This window comes from Solibaculum mannosilyticum, from assembly GCF_015140235.1.
Taxonomy (GTDB): domain Bacteria; phylum Bacillota; class Clostridia; order Oscillospirales; family Acutalibacteraceae; genus Solibaculum; species Solibaculum mannosilyticum.
In genome coordinates this window covers 1629683-1655456 of record NZ_AP023321.1, presented here as the reverse complement: position 1 = coordinate 1655456, position 25774 = coordinate 1629683, and the positions used below count along the sequence as shown (strand labels likewise).

Sequence of the window (25774 nt, the reverse complement as noted above, 5' to 3'; positions counted from 1 at the left end):
AGGAGTAACAACCATGAGGATGTCAGTAAAAGAAATTGCACATGCTGTACACGGGAGCTACACAGGGGAGGGAAACATAGAGATTTCCTCTGTGTTCATCGATAGCCGCAAGGTTCTGCCGGGATGCTTGTTTATCGCCATCCGTGGGGAACGGATGGACGGACATCAATTTGCCGCGTCGGCAGTCCAGTCAGGGGCAGCGGTGCTTTTGTGCCACAAAGAGGTAGAGGCCTCCGATGTGCCGGTCATCCGTGTGGAGGATACCAGCCGTGCTTTGTTGGATTTGGCTGCCTGGTACCGCGGGAAATTTGACATCCCAGTGGTGGGGGTGACCGGCAGCGTAGGCAAGACCACCACAAAAGACATGGCGGCCTGTGTACTGTCGGCCCGGTATCCCACCCTCAAAACGGAGGGCAACTTCAACAATGAAATCGGCCTGCCGCTCACCGTCTTTGGCCTGGAAAAGGAATATGGAGCGGCCGTCCTGGAAATGGGCATGAGTAATTTCGGGGAGATCAGCCGGCTTTCCAAAGCAGCGTCTCCTGATCTCGGCATCATCACGAAGATCGGCGTCTCCCATATGGAGACATTGGGATCCCGGGAAGGTATTTTAAAAGCCAAGCTGGAAATATTAGACGGTATGAAGGGCCGCGCGCCTTTGCTCATCAACGGGGACGACGATATGCTGGCCACCGTCGGGGATGTGGGGCATCCCTTGATCCGCTTCGGAGTGGAAAACGAGAAATGCGACTTTTTGGCCCAGGATATTCGCCAAGGGGAAGAGGAGACCACCTTTATCATCCGTCACGAAGGCGGATGTCAGGAGGTCACCATCCCTGCGGTGGGTGTCCATGCTGTATGCGATGCCACCGCCGCTTTTGCCGCCGGTATTCTGCTGGGGGTGGACAGTGAAAAAGCGGCGATGGCTTTGCGTGGCTATCAACCTTCCGGTATGCGTCAACATGTCGTCAAGCGGGACGGCATTACCGTCATTGAAGATTGCTACAATGCAAGCCCGGATTCCGTACAGGCGGCATTGGATACCTTAAAGCGTATGCCGTGCCAAGGGAAACGCATCGCTGTGTTAGGGGATATGCTGGAACTTGGTACCATCTCCCGTCAAGCCCATACAAAGTGCGGTGCCTTAGCGGCCCACAATGCCGACTTTTTATTGGCTTACGGCCCTATGGCGGCCCAATACGTACAGGGGGCGGACGCGGAAGGACTAAAGGAAGCTCGTCACTTTGACGACAAAGAGTCTTTGGCCGAAACGCTGCTTTCGGTTTTGGAAAAGGGCGATGTTGTGCTGTTCAAAGCCAGCCGTGGCATGCAGCTGGAAGAAGTACTAAAGACCCTGTACGAGAGGTGGGAGAAGAAATGTTAGCGACATCAACCGGCATCGCCGCGCTGATTGCCTTTGCGGTGACGACATCTTTGGGACTGTGTGTCATTCCCTTTTTACGCAAGCTGAAGTTTGGTCAGAGCATCTTAGAGGACGGTCCCACATGGCATAAATCCAAGCAGGGGACGCCTACTATGGGAGGAATCATGACCATTGCCGGTGTTGTAGCCGGCATCTTGGCGGCCTATTTCATATCCCGGATCGCCTGGCCCCAGGTCATGGACGGTGAGACTATAGTACAAAAAGTCCGTTTTTGGGGCGGCATTTTGATGGCGCTGGGTTTTGGCTGTGTGGGCTTTCTGGATGACTACATAAAAGTGGTCAAAAAACGCAATTTAGGTCTTACCAGCCGTCAGAAAATGCTGTTGCAGCTTCTGGTGGCCGGTGCATTCGCCGCGGCACTTTACTTTGCCGGTGACCGCGGAATGTATATCCCCTTTGTGGGACAGGTGGATTTTGGAATCTGGTATATTCCCATCATTATGTTTATTGTGGTGGGAGCGGTCAACGCCGTCAATCTGACCGACGGTTTGGACGGTTTGGCCTCCAGCGTCACATTTTTCGTGGGCGTATGTTTTATGCTCATCGCGGGACTGCTGCAAATGATGGGCGTCAGCATCATGGGCGCCTCTCTGGCTGGGGCATGTCTCGGCTTTTTGATTTGGAATTTCTATCCGGCCCGGGTCTTTATGGGCGATACCGGTTCCCTTTTCTTGGGTGGGATGGTATGTGCACTGGCCTTCGGCGTGGGCATGCCGCTTCTGCTCATCCCGGCTGGAATTGTGTATATTATTGAGACCTTATCGGATATCTTACAGGTGAGCTATTTCAAGATGACAGGTGGGAAACGTCTCTTTAAGATGGCCCCCTTCCATCACCATCTGGAGATGTGCGGCTACAGCGAAATCCGGATTAACGCTTTATTTTCTATTTTGACAGCAATCGGCTGTATTCTCGCCATAGTTTGTGTACTATTAGGAGGGCGCTAACCGTCTTTCCAAGAGAAACGGATCACCAGTAAGACAAGAGGCGCCGTATCATTTTACTGCGAAAGGAGGAGATCGGGCGTGTCGACTGAACAAGCGGCTAGACTGGCAAAAAAGAACATCGAGAAAAAGAAAGGCAAAGGGAAGTTCAGCTTTTTTTCGGCAGGAGGTTCTTTTGACCTACCGTTTTTCTTTTTGATCTTAGCCCTTTTGGCCATTGGACTTGTCATGATGTTTTCGGCCAGCTACGCTTATGCGTATTATACGCCGAAGTTCCACGGGGATAGCCTCTATTTCCTCAAACCGCAATTGTTGTACGCCGCCATCGGCATCGCATTAATGATCGGCGTATCGCTCATCGATTACCGGGTGCTTCATTTTTGGTCTCTTATCTTTATGGGGATCAGTTATGCCCTATTGGTCATTGTGCTTTTCATGCCGGCTCAAAACGGCGCTCACCGTTGGATTCCCTATCCCATCAACTTCCAGCCCTCAGAGATCGCCAAGTTTGCGCTTATCGCAACTTTTGCCCATCTCATGAGCAAGTACCACGATAAAATGGGGACTTTCCGATGGGGCGTTTTACCCTATATCCTGATCCTGGGCTCCATCAGCGCGCTGATGATCGCCGAACCCCATCTTTCGGGCACCATCCTCATGTGTCTGATCGGCGTGATTATGATGCTCATCGGCGGGACCAAACCAAAATGGTTTATTATCGCCATCTCGGCAGGACTCATTTTATTTGTATGGGTGTTCTTTTTCCCACAGTATCTGCCGGGACCGCTGGCCGATATTGTAACCGAAAAGTTATCCCATGGTTTTACCCGTATTGAGGTGTGGCAGGATCCCTTCTCCGATCCCAAGGGCACGGGCTGGCAGACCATCCAGTCGCTGTATGCCATTGCGTCCGGCGGATTCATGGGGGTGGGACTGGGCAATTCCCGGCAAAAATACATGTATATCTCCGAGCCGCAAAATGACTTTGTGTTTGCTGTGGTATGTGAAGAACTGGGATTTGTGGGAGCGGCCGTCATCATCATCCTGTTTGCCCTGCTGGTGTGGAGAGGATTCGCCATCGCCATGAAGGCCGAAGATAAGTTTGGGGCCCTTTTGGCGGTGGGATTGACCGTCCAGGTGGGACTCCAGGCGTTTCTCAACATCGCCGTGGTTACCAATCTGATCCCCAACACCGGCATCAGCCTCCCCTTCTTCAGCTACGGCGGATCGTCTCTGGTCATGCTGCTTGCGCAGATGGGAGTTGTACTGTCGGTCTCGCGGGGGGCCAGGCTGCGGAAACGATAGCTCGAGATATTTTATCATAAGGCACCGGCGGCGTAGTGTGACGCAGCCGGCTTTTGCCTTGTAAGTCGCAAAGAAGAAAAACACAATAATGAGGAGTGGAGATGCCATGAAGGTACTTCTGGCAGGCGGCGGCACGGCGGGACATATCAATCCGGCCTTGGCCATCGCAGGCACCATCAAAAAGCATCAGCCGGATGCCGAAATTTTATTTGTCGGCAACCAAAAGGGGATGGAAGCTCGTTTGGTGGGGGAAGCCGGCTATAACTTTGCCGCCATCGATGTAAGAGGGTTTCGCCGGAGCTTATCCCCGGGGAATATTGTCTATAACATAGGGGCGGCGCGGAGGGCTGTGACGTCCAGCATGCAGGCGGGAAAGATCATCCAGTCCTTCCGCCCGGACATCGCAGTGGGAACAGGGGGATACGTCAGCGGTCCGGTACTGCGCAAAGCGGCTAAAATGGGAGTCCCCATTGTGGTACACGAACAAAATGCTTATCCCGGCGTGACCAATCGGATGCTTTCCAAATCGGCCGCCTGTGTGATGCTGGCGGTGGAGGATGCAAAAAGCCGTTTTGATGCAGGATGTCATATTGAGGTAACCGGCAATCCATTGCGCAGCGAGATCTTGACCTATAACAAGCAGAAAGCCCGGCAGGAGCTGGGCCTTGGAGATGAACCAGTGATCCTCTCCTTTGGTGGGAGTCTGGGCGCCGATTGCATCAACCGCGCGGTGGCGGATCTGCTGGCCTGGAGTTATAGACGTGGTGGAATCACGCACATCCACGGTGTGGGAAAGGCTGGCTGGGAGTGGATGCCCAAATTGGTGGAATCCAAGGGGGTCCCTCTCAAGAGGACGAAGAATATTATGGTGCGGGAATACATCGACGATATGGCGCGTTGTATGGCTGCCGCTGACCTAGTGATTTGCCGCTGCGGCGCCATCACCTTGAGTGAATTACAGGCGCAGGGCAAAGCCTCCATTTTAGTGCCGTCCCCTTATGTGGCGGAGAACCATCAGTACCATAACGCCATGAGCCTGGTACGCCGGGGCGCGGCGGTACTCATTGAGGACAAAGATCTAACTGGACCCAAGCTCATCACTCAGGTGGAGAAATTGCTGGAACATCCTGAGACACTTCAGGAGATGGGAACCAAAGCAAAACAAACCGCAATTTTAGACGCTTCCGAACGCATTTATAAGGTTATTTTAGAGTCGGCTTCCCTAAAAAAGTAGGAGATTCGAGCCAAAAGGACATCGATTGATGCCAAAGTATCCTCACACCCCTGTCTCTTTTGGCATACTATGGTTTGCCAGGGAAACTTCGTGGTTTGGCTTGGTGTTTTCATAAAGGGGTGTTGAGGATATGTCGAAACTGATTGTACAGGGAGGCCACAGGCTGGTTGGATCAATCCCTGTGCACGGGGCTAAAAACAGCGCTTTGCCGCTGCTTTCCGCCACATTGCTGGGTACAACCCCCAGCGTGCTACATAATTGCCCGAGGCTATCGGATGTGGATACCTCCATTAAGATTTTATCCCATCTGGGATGCAAGGTGACACAGGAGGGAACCAGTGTAACGGTGGATGCCTCTGAGGCGGGACAGTACGAGATCCCGGATGGCCTTATGCGGGAGATGCGTTCTTCCGTGGTGTTTTTAGGAGCCATCGTGGCGAGGCAAGGGAAGGCCCGCATCAGTTTTCCAGGAGGATGCGAGTTAGGGCCTCGTCCTATTGATCTCCATCTGAAGGCGCTGCGCAAACTGGGCCTTGTCATTGAGGAGGATCATGGGTATTTAAACTGTCACGTAGGGAAAGGGCTTCGGGGATGCCCCATCAATCTTTCTTTCCCGAGCGTCGGGGCCACAGAAAACATCATGCTGGCTTCGTCCACGGCTGCCGGTACGACCATCATCACCAACGCCGCCAGGGAGCCGGAGATCTGTGACTTAGCTGATTTCCTCAATCAATGCGGCGCCCGTATCCGTGGAGCCGGGGAGAGTACCATCCGCATCGATGGAGTGCCAAAACTTCATGGGGCGGAGCACGCAGTCATTGCCGACCGCATTACTGCAACGACTTATATGGCGGCCGCGGCCGTGACAGGGGGAGATCTTACGCTGGAAAACGTAATTCCAGCCCATCTGGAACCGGTGATTCCCGTGTTTGAGGAGGCCGGATGTCATATCCAGGTGAAAGACCGTCAGCTGCACATTGCGGCGCCGGAACGCATCAAAGCGGTTAAGAATATCCGAACCTTGCCGTATCCGGGATTTCCTACCGATTCCCAGGCCATTGTGATGGCCATGGCTACATTGGCGGAAGGAACCAGCGTATTTGTGGAAAACATTTTTGAGAGCCGGTATAAGCACGTCGGCGAACTGCTGCGCCTGGGGGCCCACATCAAAGTGGAGGGCAAAGTGGCCATCGTAGAAGGGGTAGACCATCTTTCGGGGGCGCCGGTGGAGGCGGCTGACTTGCGCGGAGCTGCGGCATTGGTGGTAGCAGGTTTGGCGGCGCAGGGGACGACGCAAATTACCGGACTGCATCATTTGGACAGAGGATACGAAATGATTGAACAGCGCCTCTCTGGTGTGGGGGCTGTGATAAAGAGGGACTGATCAATATGGATAATCAAAAGAAAGGCAGTGGAAAGGCGCGGCCTGCCGGACGGTCCGGCCCTCCACAGCAAGGCAAACGTCCTCCGGGGAAGAAAGGGGCTCCAGCCCGCTCGGGGACGTCGCCTCAGAGGACAGGCCATTCTGGCCAGTCCCGGGGGACACCATCTGCGGCCTCTGGCAAGGGGCAAAAGAGGCCGACGGGGAGGACATCCGCACCTCCGCCTAAGACGAAAACATCCCGTGTGTCGTCTTTGCCGAAGAAAGGAGAGGCCCCTTCCCTGGAAGATCGGACCAATCAGGCCCGCAAGATGCAGAGCCGTCAGGAGGCCCGGGATCAAAATGGACGCCGTCACAAACGCAGAAGAAAGGCTTCCACCCGGTTTTACTCCATTTTAGTGGTATTGTTTGCCGTGGCCATCGGTGTGACACTATGCATGACGGTGTTTTTTAATATACAAACCATTCAGGTACAGGGAGAGACCCGCTACGAGACAGAAGAGATCATCCGAGCCTCAGGTCTTGCCAAAGGGAAAAACCTCCTGTTAGCCGATATCAAAGGAGGAGAGGAGGATCTAACGGTCAAACTGCCTTATATAGGATCAGCCCATATTGTACGCCAGCTCCCTGCTACCGTTATCATTGAGGTGGAGGAAAACACTCCGGCTTATGCCGTCCAAATGGAGGGCGGATGGGCAGTAGCTGATGAAAACGGCAAGACATTGGAATACCTGCAAGGACAGGTTCCATCGGTGCCAGTGGTGGTAGGGATCTCCGTGACGGGTGCGCCGCCCGGATATCCCATGGAGTTTGAAGATGAGGAGCAAAAGAACAAATTAACCGACTTGACAAAAGCCCTCAAAGAGAATAACCTTATAGAGAAAACAACCCAAATGGACTTTACCAATAGTTCCGACATCACGGTTTTATATGACAACCGGATTACTTTAAAATGCGGCGGCGCAGTGGATTTGGATGCCAAATTGGCTATGGCGCAGGAAGCCATCGCCAGGAAGGCGCCGGATGAACAAAAAGCTACCATTGTGCTGACCAGTACACAAGCCACAGTAAGGTTTGGAGATGCTTCTAGTGGAAGCAGTTCGCAACCCTCTTCTTCGCCGCCGGAGGAGGACGCTTCGGCGGGAGATGAAGGCGGCAGTTCTCCTGAAAGCGAGAGCAAACGGACAGGGGAAAACAGTACTCTGTCAAGCGTGGATTAAAAGGAATGAGGTTCATTGCAAACAAATCCTAAGGAGGACAAGCCGCTTACAAAACCAGCGCATAGAATGGCTATGGTATTGGCGCTGATGCTGGTATTGATGGTGGTTGGTTTTCTGGTAACTCTTCAGATCCGCAGCGTCAGCCAGAATAAGATTACCCAGAACGCTGCCGACCACAATCGGACAGAAACCATGCAGCAGGATTTAAACGACGCCCTTCAAAAAGTGGACGATCTGCAAACACAACTGGCGCGGGCGCGGGCTGATCTGGAAGATCTGCGGAAAGCTTGCGGTGATTCTGATGATACAGCTAAGGTTCTGGAGGAGCAACTGGAAACTGCTGAACGTCTGGCTGGATTAACAGAGTTAAGTGGTCCTGGTATTGTGGTGACCATCCAGGATAAGACCCAGGTTGGGGAGGACGCTGAAGAAAATCCGGAGAAGTACATGGTACACGAGGAAGATTTGCTTCGCATTGTCAATGAACTGTTTGCCTCCAGTGCGGAGGCACTGTCCATCAACGATGAACGCATGGTGGCGACTTCAGAAATCCGCTGTGCCGGCACTACAGTAAGCATCAATAACAAACGTTATGGTCCGCCCTTTGTCATCCAAGCCATCGGAGATCCCGCTGTGTTAGAATATGCTTTGACCATGCGTGGCGGCATCGTGGACGTGCTCTCTCCTTACATCGATATCACAGTGGAGAAAAAGGACAATATTGTGATCCCAGCCTATCATGGGGATACCGAATTGGCCTTGGCTGACTGATGATAGGAGGATGGGAAGTATGACGGTTATTTTATTGCTGGCAGGGCTTTGTGCAGGAATTGTGTTGGGACTCATTTTCCCAGGTTTTATCCCAGCCCAGTTTACCACTTATGTGGCGGTTGGCTTGCTCGCCGGACTGGATACCTTATTAGGTGGATTAAACGCTTATACAAAGCGACAATTCCGATGGAAAATCTTTTTGAGTGGATTTATTTTTAACACAATTCTGGCAGTTTTGCTGACCTGGTTCGGCAATTTGCTGAGTTTGGACCTGTATTTAGCAGCAGTAGTGGTGTTTGGAACAAGAATTTTTCATAACTTGGCCGAGTTGAGAAGAATGTTATTGCATTCTTCACAAAAAAATGATAAATTAGATGTATAACAGTCTGTAAGGACAAGATGCTGGCCTGGCCATTATCGAAACGGAGGAACGATCATGCCCTTTGAGTTTGCCAATGATTTAGAATTAACCCAGATCAAGGTGGTGGGTGTCGGAGGCGGCGGCGGGAACGCCGTCAACCGGATGATTACCACCGGGATGCAGGGAGTGGAGTTTATCTCCATCAATACAGACCATCAAGCCCTTTCCCGCTCGCAAGCGACCCATAAAATTCAGATCGGCACCAAGCTGACTGGCGGCAAAGGCGCCGGCTCCAATCCGGAAAAAGGCCAGCGTGCAGCAGAAGAGAGCCGTGAGGAAATTGCCGATGCTTTGAAGGGCACGGATATGGTATTTATCGCCGCAGGTATGGGCGGCGGCACGGGTACAGGTGCAGCACCTGTCATCGCCGAGGTGGCCCGTGAACAGGGGATCCTGACGGTGGGTATTGTGACAAAACCTTTCTCCTTTGAAGGCCGTCGCAGGATGCAGCAGGCCGAGGAAGGCATTTCCGCTCTGAGAGAACATGTAGACTCTCTGGTGGTTATTCCAAATGAACGGTTAAAGACGGTATCGGAGCAGCGATTCTCTTTGGCGGATGCGTTTGTCATGGCTGATGATGTGCTGCGTCACGGTGTGCAGAGCATTTCAGATCTGATTAAAGTGCCCGGTATCATCAACTTGGACTTTGCCGATGTTACCGCTGTCATGAAGGACGCTGGCTATGCCCATATGGGCCTGGGTGAGGCCGTAGGCAAAGAGAAGGCCGAACAAGCTGCTCAGATGGCTGTATCCAGCCCGTTGCTTGAGACCTCCATCAACGGCGCCAAGGGCGTTATTATCAATATCACTTCCTCGCCGGATATTGATTTGGGTGATGTTGACCGGGCCTCTTCCATGATTGCCAAAGCGGCCCATCCGGATGCCAATATCATCTTCGGCGTAGCCTTTGATGATACGATGGAAGATACGATGCGGATTACCGTCATTGCCACCGGATTTGATACACCTCCTTCTATGGATACGAGCCCTGCTCCTGCAGTTAAAAATGAAGCGGCTCCAAAGGACGAGCCTCAGAAGAAAGAACCTTCGGCAGAAGATGAAGGGTTCTTTGACATTATGGCTTTGTTTGATAAACGCAGAGACTAATTCTTGAGATAAACAAAAGACCACCTGTTGGAATTCCAACAGGTGGTCTTTTGTTTGTAAATTTGGGGGAGGAAACAGCTTTAATCTGTTCCTCTTCATCTCTCATACGGTGGCTATCCCAAAAGACGAAGCAAAATAGGAGTTATCTCTGGGACGGACCGGACGGTATAATCGGCTTTGGAGGCCTCCGATGGATTAAATCCATAGAGGCAGCCTATAGAAGGGACGTGATTGGCCTTAGCAGCTTCGACATCAAAAACGCGGTCCCCCACCATAGCTGCTTTGGATGGCTCAAGTCGGTCCAGCAAGAGTCCTAAGGTGGCACATTTGTCCAGGCCATCCACCAGATGCTGGATGTGATCGATGCGATCCATAAGACGCAGGGCGTTCAGGACGGCTGTGATATACCGGATAGACGCATTGGAACATACAGCGGTTTGGATTCCCGCCTGATGAAGGGCATCCAGCATCTCAGGGACGCCGTCGTAGTACCGGGCTAAGGTTTTCATAGAGGCATCTTCCAGCTGGGATACCCGGCGGATATACTGCCGTTTTGTTTCAAGATCCCGGCCAGGAAGGAAAAGTTCCATGTAGTCCTCCCACCGCATACCGTAGGCGGACAGAATGAATTCCCGCGTGCAGGTCTCTTCCGGAACGCCAAATTCCTGGAGCGTCTGTTGATGGGCGGGTACAGAAAAAAGATCAGTACGGTTTAAAGTACCGTCCAGGTCAAAGACAGCCAAAGGCTGATGTGTCGTCATAAAAAACTCCTCCGTAGTGCAAAAGCCCTAGCAGCACAAAAAGCTGCTAGGGCTTATTTTATATTTTATTAGTGCAGATGACAGGCTTCACAGTCCTCAATGGGGCCTACAATGGGGGTGGGGTCAATACCTTTTCGGGTATAGTAATCTGAAATGGCCGACTTGATGGCCTGTTCGGCCAGTACCGAGCAGTGAACCTTTACAGGAGGAAGACCGTCTAAAGCCTCCATTACAGCCTTGTTGGTCAACTGGAGAGCTTCCTGGATAGTCTTGCCTTTAACCAGCTCGGTCGCCATAGAGCTGGTGGCGATGGCTGCACCACAACCAAAGGTCTTGAACTTTACATCGGTGATAACGTCGCCGTCGACTTTGATGTACATCTTCATAATGTCACCGCACTTGGGATTTCCCACTTCGCCGACACCGTCGGCATCCACGATCTCGCCTACGTTACGAGGGTTGGAGAAATGATCCATAACCTTTTCACTGTATGCCATAATGATGACCTCCTATACCGTATATCACAAATTGTTACGACTGATTTTGTACAATGCGTTCCCAGAGAGGGGACATGGCCCGCAGCCGCTCTACAATGGGCGGAAGAGCCTCTAAGATAGCGTCGACATCTTCTTCTGTATTGACGTCGCTCAGGCTGATACGCAAAGAACCATGAGCAATTTCATGGGGCAGTCCAATGGCCAGCAATACGTGGCTGGGATCCAGGGAACCCGATGTACAGGCCGATCCTGAGGAAGCGGCGATGCCTTTGGCATCCAGCATCAGGAGGAGGGATTCTCCCTCAATGCCCTCAAAACAGAAGTTGGCGTTGCCGGCCAGACGATGTTGACGGTCGCCGTTCAGACGGGAACGGGGGATTTGCAACACGCCGTCGATCAAACGGTCGCGCATGGCCTGGATGCGAGCGGTGCGGCCTGGAATATCAGCGGTAGCCTCCTGGATAGCAGCGCCCAATCCTACAATACCCGGGACGTTTTCAGTACCGGCACGGCGGTTGAGCTCTTGAGCGCCGCCATCGATGAGGTTGGGGAAACGCAGTCCACGGCGGCAATACAATGCGCCGATCCCTTTGGGACCGTGGAACTTATGGCCCGAAAGGGACAGCAGATCGATATTCTGCGCCTTGACGTCGATGTCCACCATGCCGATGGCCTGGACTGCGTCTGTATGGAACAGTACGCCTTTCTCGCGGCAGATGGCGCCGATCTCTGGGATAGGCTGAATGGTGCCGATTTCATTGTTGGCATACATAATGCTGACCAGAGCGGTATCGGGACGGATGGCATCTGCCACATCCTGAGGCTTTACCAAACCGTTTTCATACACAGGCAGTAAAGTGACTTCAAAGCCTTCCTTCTGGAGGGCTTCCATGGAGTGGAGCACTGCGTGATGTTCAAAGGCGCTGGTAATCAGATGCTTTTTCCCCTTTGCAGCCAGGGCATGGGCTATCCCTTTGATGGCCCAGTTATCGGCCTCGGAACCGCCCGATGTAAAGAAAATCTCAGAGGAAAGGGCGCCGATGGCATCAGCTACCTGTTGGCGGGCATGATCCACCCCCTCCCGGGCCTCCTGACCGACAGTATATAAACTAGAGGGATTGCCATAAAGCTCGGTGAAATAAGGAAGCATTGCCTTGACCACCGAAGGAGCGGTACTGGTGGTGGCGGCGTTATCAGCATAAACGATGCGAGTCATAATCTTCACCTCAAATTTTGTAAGGAATTCATGGGGATAAAACGGCTTTGCACCGATTAATCCCTACCTAATAGGTTTGTTATCTATGTCTTAATATTATACCGAAACAGTAGGATATTCAAGTACTCCAAAAAGAAAAAGGAAAAATTATCGATTTCACTAGAAATTTACACATTTTTAGAAGCAGTTACAGCCAATTGATCACAGCGTTCGTTCTCCGGATGATTGGCGTGGCCTTTGACCCATACCAATTCTACCTGATGCTTGTCCAAGAGCGTCAAAAGCTGTTCCCAAAGATCAGGATTCAAAGCGGGTTTGCCATCGCCTTTTTTCCATCCGCGGGCCTTCCAACCCTTGGCCCAACCCTTGGTGACGGCGTCGATGAGATATTTGGAATCGCTGTAAAGGGTGACGTCGCAGGGTTCCCGGAGAGCCGAAAGAGCGACGATGGCGGCGGTCAACTCCATACGGTTGTTGGTTGTATGCTTATCCCCGCCGGAGAGTTCCCGTTCTACCCCTTTGAACCGCAAAATAGCGCCGTATCCGCCGGGACCTGGATTGCCGGAACAAGCGCCGTCTGTAAAAATGTCCACATGTTTCATGGATTGAAAGCCGCTCCTCTCTTTCATTGTGCGCACAAAACAGCAAAATAACAGTTTCCATTATACACAGGAATCCGGTTCTTCACAAGAGACATTCATCAACTCTTTTCCCTCGTTCGGTATGATGGGCCGTTTGGATGGAAATAATAAGGGAAAATCATTGCCGAAAGGATGTGCGCATAGATGAAAGCAGTAATTATGGCGGGAGGAGAGGGAAGTCGATTGCGTCCCTTGACGTGCGACACACCCAAACCCATGACACGGTTGTGCGGACGTCCTGTCCTGGCCTATATTCTGGATCTGCTGGCGCGTCATGGATTTGACGAGGCAGCAGTCACCCTCCGGTATCTGCCCGACGCGGTTACCAATTGGCTGGAGGAAGGCGTCTGGCACACCAAAAATCGGGAAGTAAAGCTGCATTTTATAGAAGAGGACCGCCCTCTTGGGACAGCCGGCGGAGTCAAACACGCCGCCGATTGGTACGACGACAGTTTCCTGGTCATCAGCGGAGATGCCTTGACCGATTTTGACCTGTCGGCCGCCATGAAGTTCCACAAGGAAAAGCGTGCGGCAGCCACATTGTTGGTCAAACAGGTCAAGGATCCCAGGGAGTATGGCCTGGTAAACTACGACGAGGAGAACCGTATCACCGGCTTCCTGGAGAAACCCGGATGGTCCCAGGCCAGCACGAATACCGCCAACACTGGGATTTATATTTTGGATCCCAGCGTGCTGACCCTTATTCCCGAGGGCAAGTCCTACGATTTTGGAAAACAGCTTTTCCCTCTGATGCTGCAAAAGGGACTGCCGCTTTTTGCCTTCCCCTGCGACGGATACTGGTGTGACATCGGGGATTTGGACACGTATCTCTCTTGCCAACAGGACATCTTGATGGGAAAGGTATCCTGTACACTGCCCCGCCAAGAGGAGGATGGAATCTACTGTAGCGGCAACATGCCGGAGGGGAATTATCAATTGGTGCCTCCCGTGTATATCGGAGAAAGCGTCACCATCGGTTCCGGAGCGGTAGTAGGTCCAGGATCGGTGCTGGATGACCGATGCAGCGTGGGAAAAGGGGCCAGCATCAAGTCGTCGGTCATGCTGCCGGGATCTTATGCGGGGGATCGATCCTCTCTGTGCGGAGCCCTGTTGGGACCGGCCGCATCGGTCAAACGAGCGGGATCGATGTTTGAGGCGTCGGCTGCCGGTGCAGGAAGCGTGGTAGGCGAACGTGCAACCGTCATGCCCGGCGTGCGCATCTGGCCGGGAAAACAGGTGGAAGACGGCCTGGTACTCCGGGAGAATCTGAAATTTGGATCGCTTCACATCGAGCTGTTTGACGATGAAGGAATCGCCGGTGAAACCGGAGTGGAAGTCACCCCGGAATTCTGTGCGCGGCTGGGAGTGGCCATCGGCAGCCTGGTGCCGTCCGGACGGGTGGCGGTTTCCTACAGTGCCGATCAAGGAAGCAAATGCCTCTGTCAGGCGCTGATATCAGGGATTTTATCCACAGGAGCCGGGGTGCTGGACTTCGGCATGGGATTTGAAGCAGAACTGCGTTATCTCACAGGCTTCTACGAGGCACAGCTGGGAATTTTCCTGTCCGGAGGGCTCAAAACCCGTATTGCCGTCCTGGAGAAAAACGGGCTTCCTTTGACCCGTGGGCTGGAGAGGGATCTGGAAAGCAAAATGCAGCGGGGGGAATTCAAACGATGCAGTTGGGAAGATATCCAAAGTGCGTCGGTTCTCCAAGGCGGACAGATCACTTATCAAAAGGAACTGATGTCCCAAGCGCCGGAAGGGCTTTCCGGACTGTCTGCTGGAATCAAATCGGCCTGCCGTCAAGCGGGGGAAGTGCTCAAGCAGACGTTAAAACAGTTGGGATGCGGGCAAGGGGGACTTCAGTTCCACATCGGCAATTCCGGACGGACAGCAGCGGTATTCGGGGAAGAGGTGGGATACGTCTGGCCGGAGAAGGTGTTGGCACTGTGCTGTCTGGATGCCTTTGAACAGGGCATGGACGTGGCTCTCCCCAGCGATGCACCCCGTGTCATCAACTATTTGGCCCAGCGATATGACCGGCAGGTGCTGCGTTATCTGGATTGTCCGGTAGAAGGATGCGACCAGGAGGCACGCGAGCTGGCTGGAAAACAGCCGTGGGTACGGGATGGGCTCATGATGACGGTGAGGCTGTTAAACCTGATGAAGCGGCGGGGATGCTCTTTGGCGGAACTGTTAAAGGAATTGCCTTCCTTTGCCGTATCATCCCGATCGGTGGTATGCCGGGGAAATCCGGGAGAGGTAATGCGCAGTCTGTCGGAGGCCGAGCGAGGGCATCGTTTGTCCAGCGAAGAAGGGATCCTTTTGCCGGTGGGAGACGGACAGGTATTGGTACGTCCTTCCAGCCGGGGGAAGAGCCTGCGTCTTCAGGCCGAAGCTGAGAGCTACGAAACCGCCAACGAATTATGCGGGGGTCTGGAACGGTTGCTGTTTTTGCACATGAAGCAGACAAAAGAAAGAGGATAATAATTGATTTTCACAATTTTAGAATTGTGAAAAAGTAATTATTGACAGATTGTACAAAGAGCAACGGAGAGATGCCGAAGAGAAGACGGGAATATCGTATTTTACGTCGGGCTATGGGGGATCGGAAGGCAGGGTTCATTAAGCTGGAATTTCAAGCACTTGACAGGATTTGTGGGAGAGGGTACAATAATCGTATTGTACGTGTCCGGTTTATTTTATTCTGAAGTGTGATTGTGGCATCCGTCTGCTGAGGGTAGGAAGTGGGCGCCTGAGGGTGGCTCTTTTCTCCTCCTTCTGATTTGACGGCAAGGGTTGATGGCCAGGTTGTATACAGGCGTCCAGCGGAACGGATTGGAGCTGCACCCTGTACTTCTCACTTTGGATGTATGCGAAAGAGAACGGATAATTCAATAGATTTGGAGAAAGCGTCTCCGCCTAGGTCTCTGTTTTTGAGAAATGCAGGTAGGAGGCTAGGGGAAGTGCGGCTTTCTTGAGACATTTGGAGGTTAGTATTTGTGACACCTGAAATTAAAAATGCCCTTTTAGGGTCAAGTCCTTCCAAGCAGGAGGAAAAAACAGCGCCGCCCTCTCAGCCGAGGCAAAAGAAGGTGAACAAGGCCGCGGCTGCTCCTAAGCCCAAAGCATCGGCTAAGAAGGAAAAGCCCGTTCAGAAAAAAGAGGGGAAGGCAAAGGAGCAGGCAAAACAGCAGCCCAGGCAATCGGCAAAACAGGGCAAGGAGAAGAGTGCTGGTACAGGCCGGCAAAGGAATCCCCGTGGGAAACAGGACAAGCGGTCCCGAATCCCGGCAAAGGATCAAAAGCCGGTGCGGATTTATTATCTGGGCGGTTTAAATGAGATCGGCAAAAACATGACGCTCTTTGAATGCGGGGACGATATGTTTATCGTGGACTGCGGTCTGGCCTTTCCGGATGACGATATGTTGGGCGTGGATCTGGTCATCCCGGACTTTACGTTTGTAGAGCGGAACAAGGATAAGATCCGCGGCGTGGTATTGACCCACGGCCACGAGGACCATATCGGTTCTTTGCCTTATCTGCTTAAGCAGATCAACGTCCCAGTGTACGGCACCCGTTTGACGTTGGGATTGGTAGAGGGCAAACTGCGGGAACACGGCATATTAAACAAGGCCAAACTCAATGTGATCCATCCGGGCGACGTGGTACAGATGGGGTGCATGTCGGTGGAGGCTATCCACGTCAACCACTCCATCCCCGACGCGGTGGCATTTGCCATCCGGACGCCGTCAGGCACCATTGTCATGACCGGTGACTTTAAAATCGATTGCACTCCTATCCAAGGGGAGATGATCGATCTGGCTCGTTTTGCCGAGCTGGGTAAGGAAGGCGTCCTGGCCCTGATGGCCGACTCCACCAATGCTGAACGTCCGGGATACACCAAGTCGGAACGTTCGGTGGGCGAGAGTTTTGACGCTCTTTTTAAAAAAGCTGAACATCGCCGTATCATCATCGCGACCTTTGCTTCCAACGTGCACCGCGTCCAGCAGATCATCGATGCGGCAGTGCATTACGGCCGGAAAGTAGCTGTGTCAGGCCGCAGCATGGTCAATGTGGTCAACATCGGCATGGAACTGGGGTACCTCAGTGTGCCCGACGGCGTGCTGGTGGATATCGATGTTTTAAACCGTTATCCCAAGGATCAAGTGGTGATAATCACCACCGGCAGCCAAGGGGAACCCATGTCGGCCTTGACCCGAATGGCTATGTCGGATCACCGCAAGGTTGTGGTGGGTCCGGACGATTATATTATTATTTCAGCAAACCCCATCCCCGGCAACGAAAAGACGGTGGGGCATGTGGTCAACGAGCTGATGAAACACGGCTGTGAAGTTGTGTATGAAAAGATGTATGAAGTGCATGTGTCGGGCCATGCCTGCCAGGAGGAACTGAAGATCATGTTGGGCATTGTAAAGCCCAAGTTCTTCATTCCTGTCCATGGCGAGCAAAAGCACCTGCATAAGCACATGGTTCTGGCCAAAGGGATGGGAATCCCTGCCGACCATATCCTGATCTCTGAAATCGGCAAAGTGGTGGAACTGACTCCCAACAGCATGAAGGTAGTGGGTACTGTTCCAGCCGGCCGAGTGCTGGTGGATGGCCTTGGCGTAGGCGATGTGGGAAGCATCGTGTTGCGTGACCGCAAACATCTGGCGGAAGACGGTCTTATTGTAGTGGTGGCCTCCATCGACGCCGAGTCGGGATTTGTAGTGTCCGGGCCGGACATTGTATCCCGAGGCTTTGTGTACGTCCGGGAGTCGGAGATGCTTATGGACGATGCCAAACGTCTGGTTCGCCGCGTGCTGGAGGACTGTGCGGACAAAAACGTCCGGGAATGGGGTACGATTAAAAACAGGGTACGGGAGGATTTATCGCGCCTGCTGTACGAGCGCACCAAACGCAGTCCTATGATCCTGCCGATTATTATGGAGGTCTGAGGACCTCCCGGCAGGGGACGCAGTTTCAATAGAGAAATCCTGGGCTGGAATGGTCGGGACAACTGTTTTCATGTAGGGAAGGTGTAGGATGAAAAAGCATATTCGTCTGCTGACGGTAGTTCCTATTGCACTTTTGGCTGTATTGGCGGTTATGACACTGCTCAGTTGGTTCTGGAATCCGTACATATTTGTTGTATTTGCCGCATTGTTTGTAATAGCAACTTTGGCTACCGTATGGCTGAACGTCCGATTTCAGCATCATTTTTACAGGTATCTTGAAAAAATTAGTCAAAGCCTGAATATGATCGACCAGGATGTCCTCAATCATTTCCCGCTTCCTACGATGGTTCTGGGCAGCGATACGAAGGTGGTATGGTATAATGATCTTTTCCGCCAGAAGGTGCTGCAAGGGCGGGACGTATTTGGCGGAAAATTTTCCCGGATTTTGCCTGATCTGACAGTGGAAGATATGGTGGAAAAACCAATTTCCATCAAGCTGGAAGGCCGGTATTATACGGTGTACGGCGCCAAAACAGACCAGGAAAACGGATTGTTCTACACCCTTTATTTCGTGGACGATACCACGTTAAAAGCAACTTACGAAGAGTATCAGAAGAGCCGTCCAACCGTGGCGCTGGCGGTGATCGACAATATGGAAGAACTGCTCCAAACGGCAAAGGACAGTGAACGTGCCCAAATCCAGGGACAAATTGAGACCATTTTAGAGCATTGGATCGGCAAGACAACCGGATTTTTCCGCCGTCTCGGCAATGACCGTTTCCTCATCATGCTGGAGGAGCGGCATTTGGAGGAGGCGGTTAAGGGACGGTTCTCGGTACTGGATCGAGTGCGGGAAGTGACGGCTGGCGGACGCATGAGTGCTACATTGTCCATCGGTGTGGGACGCGGCGGCGAATCCTTTCATGAATGCGAAGAAATGGCACGTCAGGCTCTGGATATGGCATTGGGCCGTGGCGGAGATCAGGCGGCTGTGCGCAGTAAGGATGGCTATGAGTTCTACGGCGGCGTGTCCAAAGGAGTGGAAAAACGGACCCGGGTGCGCAGTCGAATCATTGCATCGGCTTTGTCGGAACTGATCGACGGCAGCAGCAATGTGCTTATCATGGGTCATAAGGGATCGGATCTGGATGCTTTAGGTGCGGCGGTTGGTATGTACCGTGCAGTGGTCAGCCGCGGGAAGGATGCCCGTATTGTGGTCAACCGGAAGACTTCCCTGGCTCAATCCCTGCTGCGCCGAATGGATCAGGAAAATATGGGCAGAGCTCTGGTGGAACCCATCGACGCTCTGGACATGATCGACGACCAGACCCTTCTTATTGTGGTGGATACTCATCGTCCTGACTTTTTGGATTCCGTCGAAGTATACCGTCAATGTGAGCATGTGGTGGTCATCGACCATCATCGCAAGATGGTAGAACATATTGACAATGCCGTTATCTTTTTCCATGAACCGTTTGCTTCGTCGGCCTGCGAGATGGTCACGGAATTGCTTCAATATATGACAAGTCCGGGTCTCGGACGATTTGAAGCCGAGGCATTGCTGGCCGGCATTATGCTGGACACCAAGGATTTTGTATTCCGTACCGGTGTGCGTACCTTTGAAGCAGCGGCTTTCCTGCGCCGCAAAGGCGCCGATACCGTGGCGGTAAAGAAGATGTTCTCCGGCAGTGTGGATTCTTATCAGAAAAAAGCCATGATGGTCACCGAAGCTGAGATTTATCGCAATTGTGCCATTTCCTGTAGCCGGCTTTCGGGTACGGATATGCGTATCAGCGCCGCCCAAGCGGCTGATGAACTGTTGAATATCGACGGGGTAGACGCCTCCTTTGTACTTTATAGCGAAAACAATGTAGTGTTTGTGTCCGGACGATCCATGGGACTCGTCAATGTCCAGATTATCATGGAGTCCATCGGCGGCGGCGGACATCTGACTATGGCAGGTGCGCAGCTTTCGGGAGTGGGTCTGGAGGATGCCAGACAACAGCTTTTGAAGGCCATTGATACCTACCAGGAGAATCGGGCCATCGAATCGGGGCGGATAGATGGGAAAGACGGTTGATTTTTCTCGTTAGACCCGGTATAATTTGGAGAAAAGGAGGCGTTTTTCATGAAAGTGATTTTAAAAGCCGATGTAAAAGGTGCTGGAAAAAACGGTGAATTGGTTACCGTTTCGGATGGGTATGCCCGGAATTTCTTATTTCCTCGGGGCTTGGCAGTGGAAGCCAGCCAGCATGCCATCCACCAGTTAAAGGATAAAGAGGCGGCGGCAAAGCGCCGTGAGGAACAAAAAAAGGCCGATGCCCAGGAGACAGCCAATCGTATTGCAGATAAAACGGTAAAGATGACGGCTAAAGCCGGCCAGGGCGGCCGCTTGTTCGGCTCGGTAACCGCAAAGGAAATTGCCGAAGCGGTGGCAAAACAGTTGGATATTGAGGTGGACAAGCGCAAGGTGGAGCTGTCGGGGGATATCAAATCCTGTGGCACGTATGAGGTAAAGCTGCATCTGTATCCCGGCGTCTCGGCCAGGGTGTACGCTATGGTTACCGAGGAGTAAGTGGATTTTGATCTGAATGTATTCTCTTGATTTGACGGCGGAGAACCTGCCGTCAAATTCATTTTACTCTGTTTTTTATGAAAACTTTATGGGATGAGAAAGGATGTGAGAACGATGAGTGCACCGTCTATCAACACAGGGGCCGACGGCCTGAATATGCCGTATAGCCTGGAAGCGGAACAATCGGTGTTGGGCGCAATTCTCATCGACGCTTCCTGTCTTATCACTGTACGCAGTATCATCCGGAAGCCGGATTATTTTTATCTGGCCCAGCACCGCGCCATCTATACCCAGATGTGTATGCTGGAGGATTTGCGTAAGCCGGTGGACTTTGTAACGGTGCTGGAAGCACTGAAGACCGCTGAGGTATACGATGAGACGTCGGGGAAAAGCTATCTCACGCAGCTGGCTCAAATGGTGCCGTCGGTGATCAACGTGACCGCTTACGCCGCTATTGTACGGGATAAATTTGACATCCGATCGCTGATTGCCGCGTCCCGGGAGATCGCGGACTCAGCAGCCGACGGCCAATCGGAGGCCGGGGAATTGCTGGATGCAGCGGAACAGAAGATCTATGATATCCGGCAAGGCCGTAACAACGGTGAGATGCGTCACATCGGCAGCGTTATTGTGGAGACTTATGACCATCTCCACAAGCTGAGTACCGATGAAACCGGTCAATATGCCGGCGTTGCCTCCGGCTTTTCCGGTGTGGATGCCATCACCACTGGATTTAATAAATCCGATTTGATCATTGTCGGCGCCCGTCCTGGCATGGGTAAAACCAGTTTTGCCCTCAACATTGCCCACAACGTGGGTGTCATCCAAAACAGGACGGTGGCATTTTTCTCGTTGGAGATGTCCAGTATGCAGTGTGTCATGAGGATGCTTTCGTCGGAATCCATGATTCCCGGGCCTAAGCTGATGACCGGTCGTCTCAGCGATGAGGAGTGGAAATCCTTTGCCAGCGCTGCATCCATGCTGCACAACGCCCCGATTTATTTTGACGATACCTCCTCTATTACCGTCCCGGAGATCAAGGCAAAGCTGCGCCATATGAAGGGCGTGGAGTTGGCCATTGTGGATTACTTAGGCTTGATGGGCAGCGGGAAGCGCATTGAAAACCGCGTCCAAGAGGTGTCGGAGATCACCCGGTCTCTGAAGGTCATGGCCAAGGACCTCAACATCCCGGTCATTATCTTGGCCCAGTTATCCCGCGGCAGTGAACACCGTTCCGAACATCGTCCTCAATTGGCTGACTTGCGCGATTCCGGCTCTATCGAACAGGATGCCGATGTCGTACTGTTTTTATACCGCAGCACATATTATAAGGATGGGGAAGAAGAACAGCAGGATCAAAATCCCAATAGTGCCGAACTGATTATCGCAAAAAATCGTCACGGCGCTGTGGATACCGTACCTCTTCATTGGGATGGAAAACACACCCGGTTTACAACACAGGAGTTTGGTCGCCGTGATGGATAGTGTAAAGTCCTGGATGCAGGAACAGAAAATGCTTCAAGATGGCGAAGCGGTTTTGGTGGCCCTTTCGGGCGGCGCAGACTCCGTTTCGCTTTTGTATTATCTCAAAGAACAAAGCCGTACCACCGGATGGAACGTATCGGCCGCCCATTTCAATCATCATCTGCGGGGAGAGGAATCGGATCGGGATGAAGCCTTTTGCCGCGATCTATGTCAGAAGTGGGGAATCCCTTTACAGATAAGCGATGCCGATGTGCGGGGAGAGGCCGATCGGTCAGGGGAATCGGAGGAGCAATGCGCTCGACGGCTGCGATACGATTTTTTACAAAAAGCTGCGGCAGGATCTAAAATTGCCACAGCTCATACGTTGAGCGACCAGGCTGAGACGGTGCTGCTGCATCTTTCCCGAGGCGCAGGACTGAGAGGGATCTGTGGGATCCCGCCGGTTCGAGAAAATATAATTCGTCCATTTCTTAGGATTACCAGGGATGAGGTGGAGGCATACTGTAAAGAGAACTCACTTCTCTTTATCACCGATTCGACCAATACCCGGCGGGAGTATGCCCGAAACCGCATCCGTCTGGACGTCGTCCCTGTTTTACAGGACATTCACCCAGGTTTTTTGAAATCCATGGATCGTTGTACTGCTTGGCTTCGGGACATCAAGGAGTTTTTGGAACAGCAGACGCAGGATGTATTGACAAAAGCCTGTACACAAAACGGGTACCGGGTGGAGGAGCTTTTAAAACATCCGCCGGCCGTCAGAAGGGAAGCCATCATGGAACTCATCCGCCGGGCCGGAGGCCAGGCACAGGCACTGCATGTGGAGATGGTGGAAGACCTGCTTTCCCATCCGGGAGGAGCGGATTTATCCGGAAAGGTCCGCGCCAGGCAAAAGGACGGCCTGCTACAAGTACAGCCTGTTCATGGAAAAGAGCCACAGTGGATGGAACCGATTCCGTTGAAAGAAGGCACATTTTTGCTCCCATCAGGGATTCAAATGACGGTTGAGGCTGTAGGGATTGACGAAAAAGAAAATTTTAATAAAATGTTATTTAATAATGCTATAGACTGTGCTAAAATAATGGGTACAGCTATGATTAGGCGCCGTATGCCTGGCGATCGGTTTCATCCGGCCGGCCGTGGCTGTGGGAAATCATTGAAAAAACTGTTTCAAGAAGCGGGGGTTCCATTGGAGCAGCGGGATTTGATCCCGGTTGTCTGCGATGAGGAAGGCATCTTGTGGGTTAGTGGTTTTGGCCCGGATCAGCGTGCCGCCATAGGCGCTGGAACCCGTCGTCTTTATCGGTTTGAGAGTGTGAGGAGATGACAAACATGATGGAAGACATTCAATCGGTCTTGCTGGACCAGCAGCAACTAGAGAATATTGTAAAAGAGCTAGGCGAACGCATTACCCGCGATTATCAAAATAAGGATCTTTTGGTGGTGGGTGTGCTAAAGGGATCGTTTATGTTTATTGCCGACCTGATGCGCGCCATCAAAGCGCCCTGCCGTGTGGACTTCATGGCAGTATCCAGTTATAACAATGGATCCAAGAGTTCCGGTGTCGTGCGCATCATCAAGGACTTGGACAAGCCGATTGAAGGTTTGGATGTCCTTTTGGTGGAGGATATCCTGGATTCCGGCATGACGTTGAGCTACTTGGTAGAAAATCTCAAAGCCCGTCGTCCAGCCAGTGTCCGCATCTGTACGCTGCTGGATAAACCGGAACGGCGCAAAATGCCCATCCAGCCGGACTATACCGGCGCCCAAGTGCCCGACGAATTTGTAGTGGGGTATGGATTGGATTTTGCTGAAAAATACCGGAATTTGCCCTATGTGGGCATTTTAAAACCTTCGGTTTACGGAGGCTAACTAGAATAGATGTCCCTTGACGGCGAGAGCCGCCAGCGGAACAAGGAGTGGATGATTCTTTGAGCAAGTATGTACGCAACATTCTCCTATATGTAGGCCTGCCCGTGGTTATCATGATCATTGCCGTCGTTATGCTCAATTCCAATACCCCTGACGCTTTGAAGTATTCTCAGGTCATCGGTTACTTTGAGGATATGAAGGTGCGGGAGTTTACTGTGGATGTCGGCAACGGCGACCTAGTGATGCGCTTGGATGACGACAAGCAAATAAGTTATACCTTGGCCAATGTGGAAATGTTCCGCGAAGACACCAAACCGTACATCGATCAATACAATGAGGGTAAGCCGGCTGAAGACCGGATGGTCTATCACTATAAACCGGCCAGTGACATTCCATGGCTTCTGAACCTTTTGCCCACGGTGATTTTGATTGTGGCCTTTGGTTTCCTGTGGTATTTCATGATGAAGCGCATGAGCGCCGGCATGGATGGCGGGGCCAAGACCATGAATTTTGGCAAGGCAAAAGTCAAGCAGGTGGCGGACGAAAAACGCAAGACCACCTTTGCCGATGTAGCCGGTGCAGATGAGGAGAAGGCAGAGTTACAGGAGATCGTGGATTTCCTCAAGGATGCAAACCACTTCAATGAATTAGGCGCCCGTATGCCCAAGGGCGTGCTGTTGGTGGGCCCTCCTGGAACCGGTAAAACTCTGTTGGCAAGAGCCACTGCCGGTGAAGCCGGTGTGCCGTTTTTCTCCATCTCCGGCTCTGACTTTGTGGAGATGTTCGTGGGCGTAGGTGCTTCCCGTGTCCGTGATCTGTTTGAACAAGCCAAGAAAAATTCTCCCTGCATTATTTTCATCGACGAAATCGACGCAGTAGGCCGCCAACGCGGCGCAGGTCTAGGCGGCGGACACGACGAACGCGAACAGACCCTCAACCAGCTCCTGGTGGAGATGGATGGCTTTGGTGCCAATGAAGGGGTCATTATGATCGCCGCTACCAACCGCGCTGACATTTTGGATCCCGCTTTGATGCGTCCGGGACGTTTCGACCGTCAAATTTTGGTGGGATATCCCGACATCAAAGGCCGCGAAGATATCTTGAAGGTTCATGCTCGCAGCAAACCTCTGGCTCCCGACGTGGATCTTTCTGTCATAGCAAAGACCACTTCTGGTTTCACCGGCGCCGATCTGGAGAATCTTTTGAATGAATCGGCTCTGATGGCGGCCCGTAAAGGACTGCGCGCCATCACGATGGAAGAAATCGAGGAAGCTACTATCAAGGTCGTGATGGGCGTGGAGAAGCGTTCTCACGTCCTCAATGAGAAGGATAAACGCATCACATCTTATCATGAAGCGGGCCACGCTGTGGTCACTTACTATATGCCGACTCAAGATCCTGTGCATCAAATTTCCATCATTCCCCGCGGTATGGCAGGCGGATACACCATGTCCTTGCCCCGCGAGGACCGCGCCCATATGACCAAACAGGAGATGAATGAAAATATCGTCACCTTGTTGGGCGGTCGTGTGGCGGAATCATTGGTAATCGGGGACATCACTACCGGCGCGTCCAACGACATTGAACGCGCTACCGATCTGGCCAAGAAAATGGTCATGAAATACGGCATGAGCGACAAACTGGGCCCCATCAATTATGCATCCAGCGATTCCAATGAAGTGTTCTTGGGTCGGGACTTCGGCCATACCAGGGAGTATTCCGAATCCCTGGCCTCTCAGATTGACAATGAAGTCCGTGAGATTATCATGACAGCGTACCATCGCTGTGAAAGCATGCTCCAGGAGCACATGGATAAATTGCATGAAGTGGCCAATTATCTGTTGGCTCACGAGAAAATGGATGGCGAGACCTTTGCATCCATGATGTCCGATCCTTGGACAAAAGCGCCACAAAATAGCTAAACGCAGAAAAGACCGCA

General features: G+C 52.3%; 21 protein-coding genes. 17 read left to right on the top strand and 4 right to left on the bottom strand.

Features of this window, described 5'->3' with window-relative positions; translation table 11 throughout:
• Window positions 1-13 precede the first annotated feature (13 nt).
• The 9 genes from C12CBH8_RS07920 to ftsZ all read left to right on the top strand — a co-directional run bounded on the left by C12CBH8_RS07920 (window position 14) and on the right by ftsZ (window position 9827).
• Window positions 14-1384 carry a UDP-N-acetylmuramoyl-tripeptide--D-alanyl-D-alanine ligase gene (locus tag C12CBH8_RS07920; RefSeq protein ID WP_215532950.1) on the top strand — a complete coding sequence of 457 codons (1371 nt, stop codon included), beginning with the start codon at window positions 14-16 and terminating at the stop codon, window positions 1382-1384.
• On the top strand, window positions 1378-2391 hold the full coding sequence (gene mraY, locus C12CBH8_RS07915) for a phospho-N-acetylmuramoyl-pentapeptide-transferase (protein WP_090264204.1): 1014 nt from the start codon (window positions 1378-1380) through the stop codon (window positions 2389-2391). The genes C12CBH8_RS07920 and mraY overlap by 7 nt, the downstream gene beginning before the upstream one ends.
• A gap of 78 nt (window positions 2392-2469) precedes the next feature.
• Window positions 2470-3693 (top strand): putative lipid II flippase FtsW, encoded by a 1224-nt coding sequence (gene ftsW / locus C12CBH8_RS07910; protein WP_090264202.1) that lies wholly within the window; start codon window positions 2470-2472, stop codon window positions 3691-3693.
• A 106-nt stretch (window positions 3694-3799) separates the two neighbouring features.
• Entirely contained in the window at window positions 3800-4927 is a 1128-nt protein-coding gene (gene murG, locus C12CBH8_RS07905; protein ID WP_090264200.1) for an undecaprenyldiphospho-muramoylpentapeptide beta-N-acetylglucosaminyltransferase, read from the top strand.
• Window positions 4928-5057: 130 nt separating this feature from the next.
• Window positions 5058-6311: a UDP-N-acetylglucosamine 1-carboxyvinyltransferase gene (gene murA, locus C12CBH8_RS07900; protein ID WP_090264199.1), complete on the top strand. Its 1254-nt coding sequence runs from the start codon at window positions 5058-5060 to the stop codon at window positions 6309-6311.
• Between the two features lie 5 nt (window positions 6312-6316).
• On the top strand, window positions 6317-7528 hold the full coding sequence (locus tag C12CBH8_RS07895; protein ID WP_215532949.1) for a cell division protein FtsQ/DivIB: 1212 nt from the start codon (window positions 6317-6319) through the stop codon (window positions 7526-7528).
• Between the two features lie 15 nt (window positions 7529-7543).
• Entirely contained in the window at window positions 7544-8299 is a 756-nt protein-coding gene (locus C12CBH8_RS07890; protein ID WP_215532948.1) for a DUF881 domain-containing protein, read from the top strand.
• A 19-nt stretch (window positions 8300-8318) separates the two neighbouring features.
• Window positions 8319-8681, top strand: coding sequence for a small basic family protein (locus C12CBH8_RS07885; RefSeq protein ID WP_246441394.1), 363 nt, complete (start codon window positions 8319-8321; stop codon window positions 8679-8681).
• Between the two features lie 54 nt (window positions 8682-8735).
• Complete coding sequence (gene ftsZ, locus C12CBH8_RS07880; protein WP_215532947.1) at window positions 8736-9827, top strand: cell division protein FtsZ; 1092 nt, start codon at window positions 8736-8738, stop codon at window positions 9825-9827.
• Between the two features lie 113 nt (window positions 9828-9940).
• On the opposite strand, the gene C12CBH8_RS07875 is transcribed toward ftsZ, so the two are convergent.
• The 4 genes from C12CBH8_RS07875 to rnhA form a co-directional block, all read right to left on the bottom strand.
• Window positions 9941-10588: an HAD family hydrolase gene (locus tag C12CBH8_RS07875; RefSeq protein ID WP_215532946.1), complete on the bottom strand. Its 648-nt coding sequence runs from the start codon at window positions 10586-10588 to the stop codon at window positions 9941-9943.
• A gap of 68 nt (window positions 10589-10656) precedes the next feature.
• Complete coding sequence (gene nifU / locus C12CBH8_RS07870; RefSeq protein ID WP_090264190.1) at window positions 10657-11085, bottom strand: Fe-S cluster assembly scaffold protein NifU; 429 nt, start codon at window positions 11083-11085, stop codon at window positions 10657-10659.
• A 34-nt stretch (window positions 11086-11119) separates the two neighbouring features.
• Complete coding sequence (gene nifS, locus C12CBH8_RS07865) at window positions 11120-12304, bottom strand: cysteine desulfurase NifS (protein WP_090264661.1); 1185 nt, start codon at window positions 12302-12304, stop codon at window positions 11120-11122.
• A gap of 164 nt (window positions 12305-12468) precedes the next feature.
• On the bottom strand, window positions 12469-12903 hold the full coding sequence (gene rnhA / locus C12CBH8_RS07860; RefSeq protein ID WP_090264188.1) for a ribonuclease HI: 435 nt from the start codon (window positions 12901-12903) through the stop codon (window positions 12469-12471).
• Window positions 12904-13086: 183 nt separating this feature from the next.
• Here rnhA and C12CBH8_RS07855 point away from each other — a divergent pair, with 183 nt between their 5' ends.
• The 8 genes from C12CBH8_RS07855 to ftsH all read left to right on the top strand — a co-directional run bounded on the left by C12CBH8_RS07855 (window position 13087) and on the right by ftsH (window position 25757).
• Complete coding sequence (locus C12CBH8_RS07855; protein WP_147624540.1) at window positions 13087-15429, top strand: sugar phosphate nucleotidyltransferase; 2343 nt, start codon at window positions 13087-13089, stop codon at window positions 15427-15429.
• A 515-nt stretch (window positions 15430-15944) separates the two neighbouring features.
• Window positions 15945-17903, top strand: coding sequence for a ribonuclease J (locus C12CBH8_RS07850; protein ID WP_246441392.1), 1959 nt, complete (start codon window positions 15945-15947; stop codon window positions 17901-17903).
• A gap of 88 nt (window positions 17904-17991) precedes the next feature.
• Window positions 17992-19983 carry a DHH family phosphoesterase gene (locus C12CBH8_RS07845; protein ID WP_215532945.1) on the top strand — a complete coding sequence of 664 codons (1992 nt, stop codon included), beginning with the start codon at window positions 17992-17994 and terminating at the stop codon, window positions 19981-19983.
• Window positions 19984-20031: 48 nt separating this feature from the next.
• A complete protein-coding gene (gene rplI / locus C12CBH8_RS07840) occupies window positions 20032-20478 on the top strand; it encodes a 50S ribosomal protein L9 (protein WP_090264182.1) in 447 nt (148 codons plus the stop codon).
• Between the two features lie 114 nt (window positions 20479-20592).
• Window positions 20593-21963 carry a replicative DNA helicase gene (gene dnaB / locus C12CBH8_RS07835; protein ID WP_090264181.1) on the top strand — a complete coding sequence of 457 codons (1371 nt, stop codon included), beginning with the start codon at window positions 20593-20595 and terminating at the stop codon, window positions 21961-21963.
• A complete protein-coding gene (tilS, locus tag C12CBH8_RS07830; RefSeq protein ID WP_246441806.1) occupies window positions 21956-23290 on the top strand; it encodes a tRNA lysidine(34) synthetase TilS in 1335 nt (444 codons plus the stop codon). The genes dnaB and tilS overlap by 8 nt, the downstream gene beginning before the upstream one ends.
• 5 nt (window positions 23291-23295) lie before the next feature.
• The gene (gene hpt / locus C12CBH8_RS07825; protein WP_090264177.1) at window positions 23296-23835 is read left to right on the top strand and encodes a hypoxanthine phosphoribosyltransferase; all 540 of its coding nucleotides are present in this window, start codon (window positions 23296-23298) and stop codon (window positions 23833-23835) included.
• Window positions 23836-23948: 113 nt separating this feature from the next.
• Complete coding sequence (gene ftsH / locus C12CBH8_RS07820; RefSeq protein ID WP_171846255.1) at window positions 23949-25757, top strand: ATP-dependent zinc metalloprotease FtsH; 1809 nt, start codon at window positions 23949-23951, stop codon at window positions 25755-25757.
• Window positions 25758-25774: the final 17 nt, after the last annotated feature.

Bases quoted from the DNA above. Each gene is read 5' to 3' on its own strand.
- C12CBH8_RS07875 (WP_215532946.1), bottom strand. From the start codon at position 10,588: ATGACGACACATCAGCCTTTGGCTGTCTTTGACCTGGACGGTACTTTA.
- nifU (WP_090264190.1), bottom strand. From the start codon at position 11,085: ATGGCATACAGTGAAAAGGTTATGGATCATTTCTCCAACCCTCGTAAC.
- hpt (WP_090264177.1), top strand. From the start codon at position 23,296: ATGATGGAAGACATTCAATCGGTCTTGCTGGACCAGCAGCAACTAGAG.
- murA (WP_090264199.1), top strand. From the start codon at position 5,058: ATGTCGAAACTGATTGTACAGGGAGGCCACAGGCTGGTTGGATCAATC.
- C12CBH8_RS07845 (WP_215532945.1), top strand. From the start codon at position 17,992: ATGAAAAAGCATATTCGTCTGCTGACGGTAGTTCCTATTGCACTTTTG.
- C12CBH8_RS07920 (WP_215532950.1), top strand. From the start codon at position 14: ATGAGGATGTCAGTAAAAGAAATTGCACATGCTGTACACGGGAGCTAC.
- tilS (WP_246441806.1), top strand. From the start codon at position 21,956: ATGGATAGTGTAAAGTCCTGGATGCAGGAACAGAAAATGCTTCAAGAT.
- rnhA (WP_090264188.1), bottom strand. From the start codon at position 12,903: ATGAAACATGTGGACATTTTTACAGACGGCGCTTGTTCCGGCAATCCA.
- C12CBH8_RS07885 (WP_246441394.1), top strand. From the start codon at position 8,319: ATGACGGTTATTTTATTGCTGGCAGGGCTTTGTGCAGGAATTGTGTTG.
- ftsZ (WP_215532947.1), top strand. From the start codon at position 8,736: ATGCCCTTTGAGTTTGCCAATGATTTAGAATTAACCCAGATCAAGGTG.
- C12CBH8_RS07855 (WP_147624540.1), top strand. From the start codon at position 13,087: ATGAAAGCAGTAATTATGGCGGGAGGAGAGGGAAGTCGATTGCGTCCC.
- rplI (WP_090264182.1), top strand. From the start codon at position 20,032: ATGAAAGTGATTTTAAAAGCCGATGTAAAAGGTGCTGGAAAAAACGGT.
- ftsH (WP_171846255.1), top strand. From the start codon at position 23,949: ATGATCATTGCCGTCGTTATGCTCAATTCCAATACCCCTGACGCTTTG.
- mraY (WP_090264204.1), top strand. From the start codon at position 1,378: ATGTTAGCGACATCAACCGGCATCGCCGCGCTGATTGCCTTTGCGGTG.
- dnaB (WP_090264181.1), top strand. From the start codon at position 20,593: ATGAGTGCACCGTCTATCAACACAGGGGCCGACGGCCTGAATATGCCG.
- C12CBH8_RS07895 (WP_215532949.1), top strand. From the start codon at position 6,317: ATGGATAATCAAAAGAAAGGCAGTGGAAAGGCGCGGCCTGCCGGACGG.
- murG (WP_090264200.1), top strand. From the start codon at position 3,800: ATGAAGGTACTTCTGGCAGGCGGCGGCACGGCGGGACATATCAATCCG.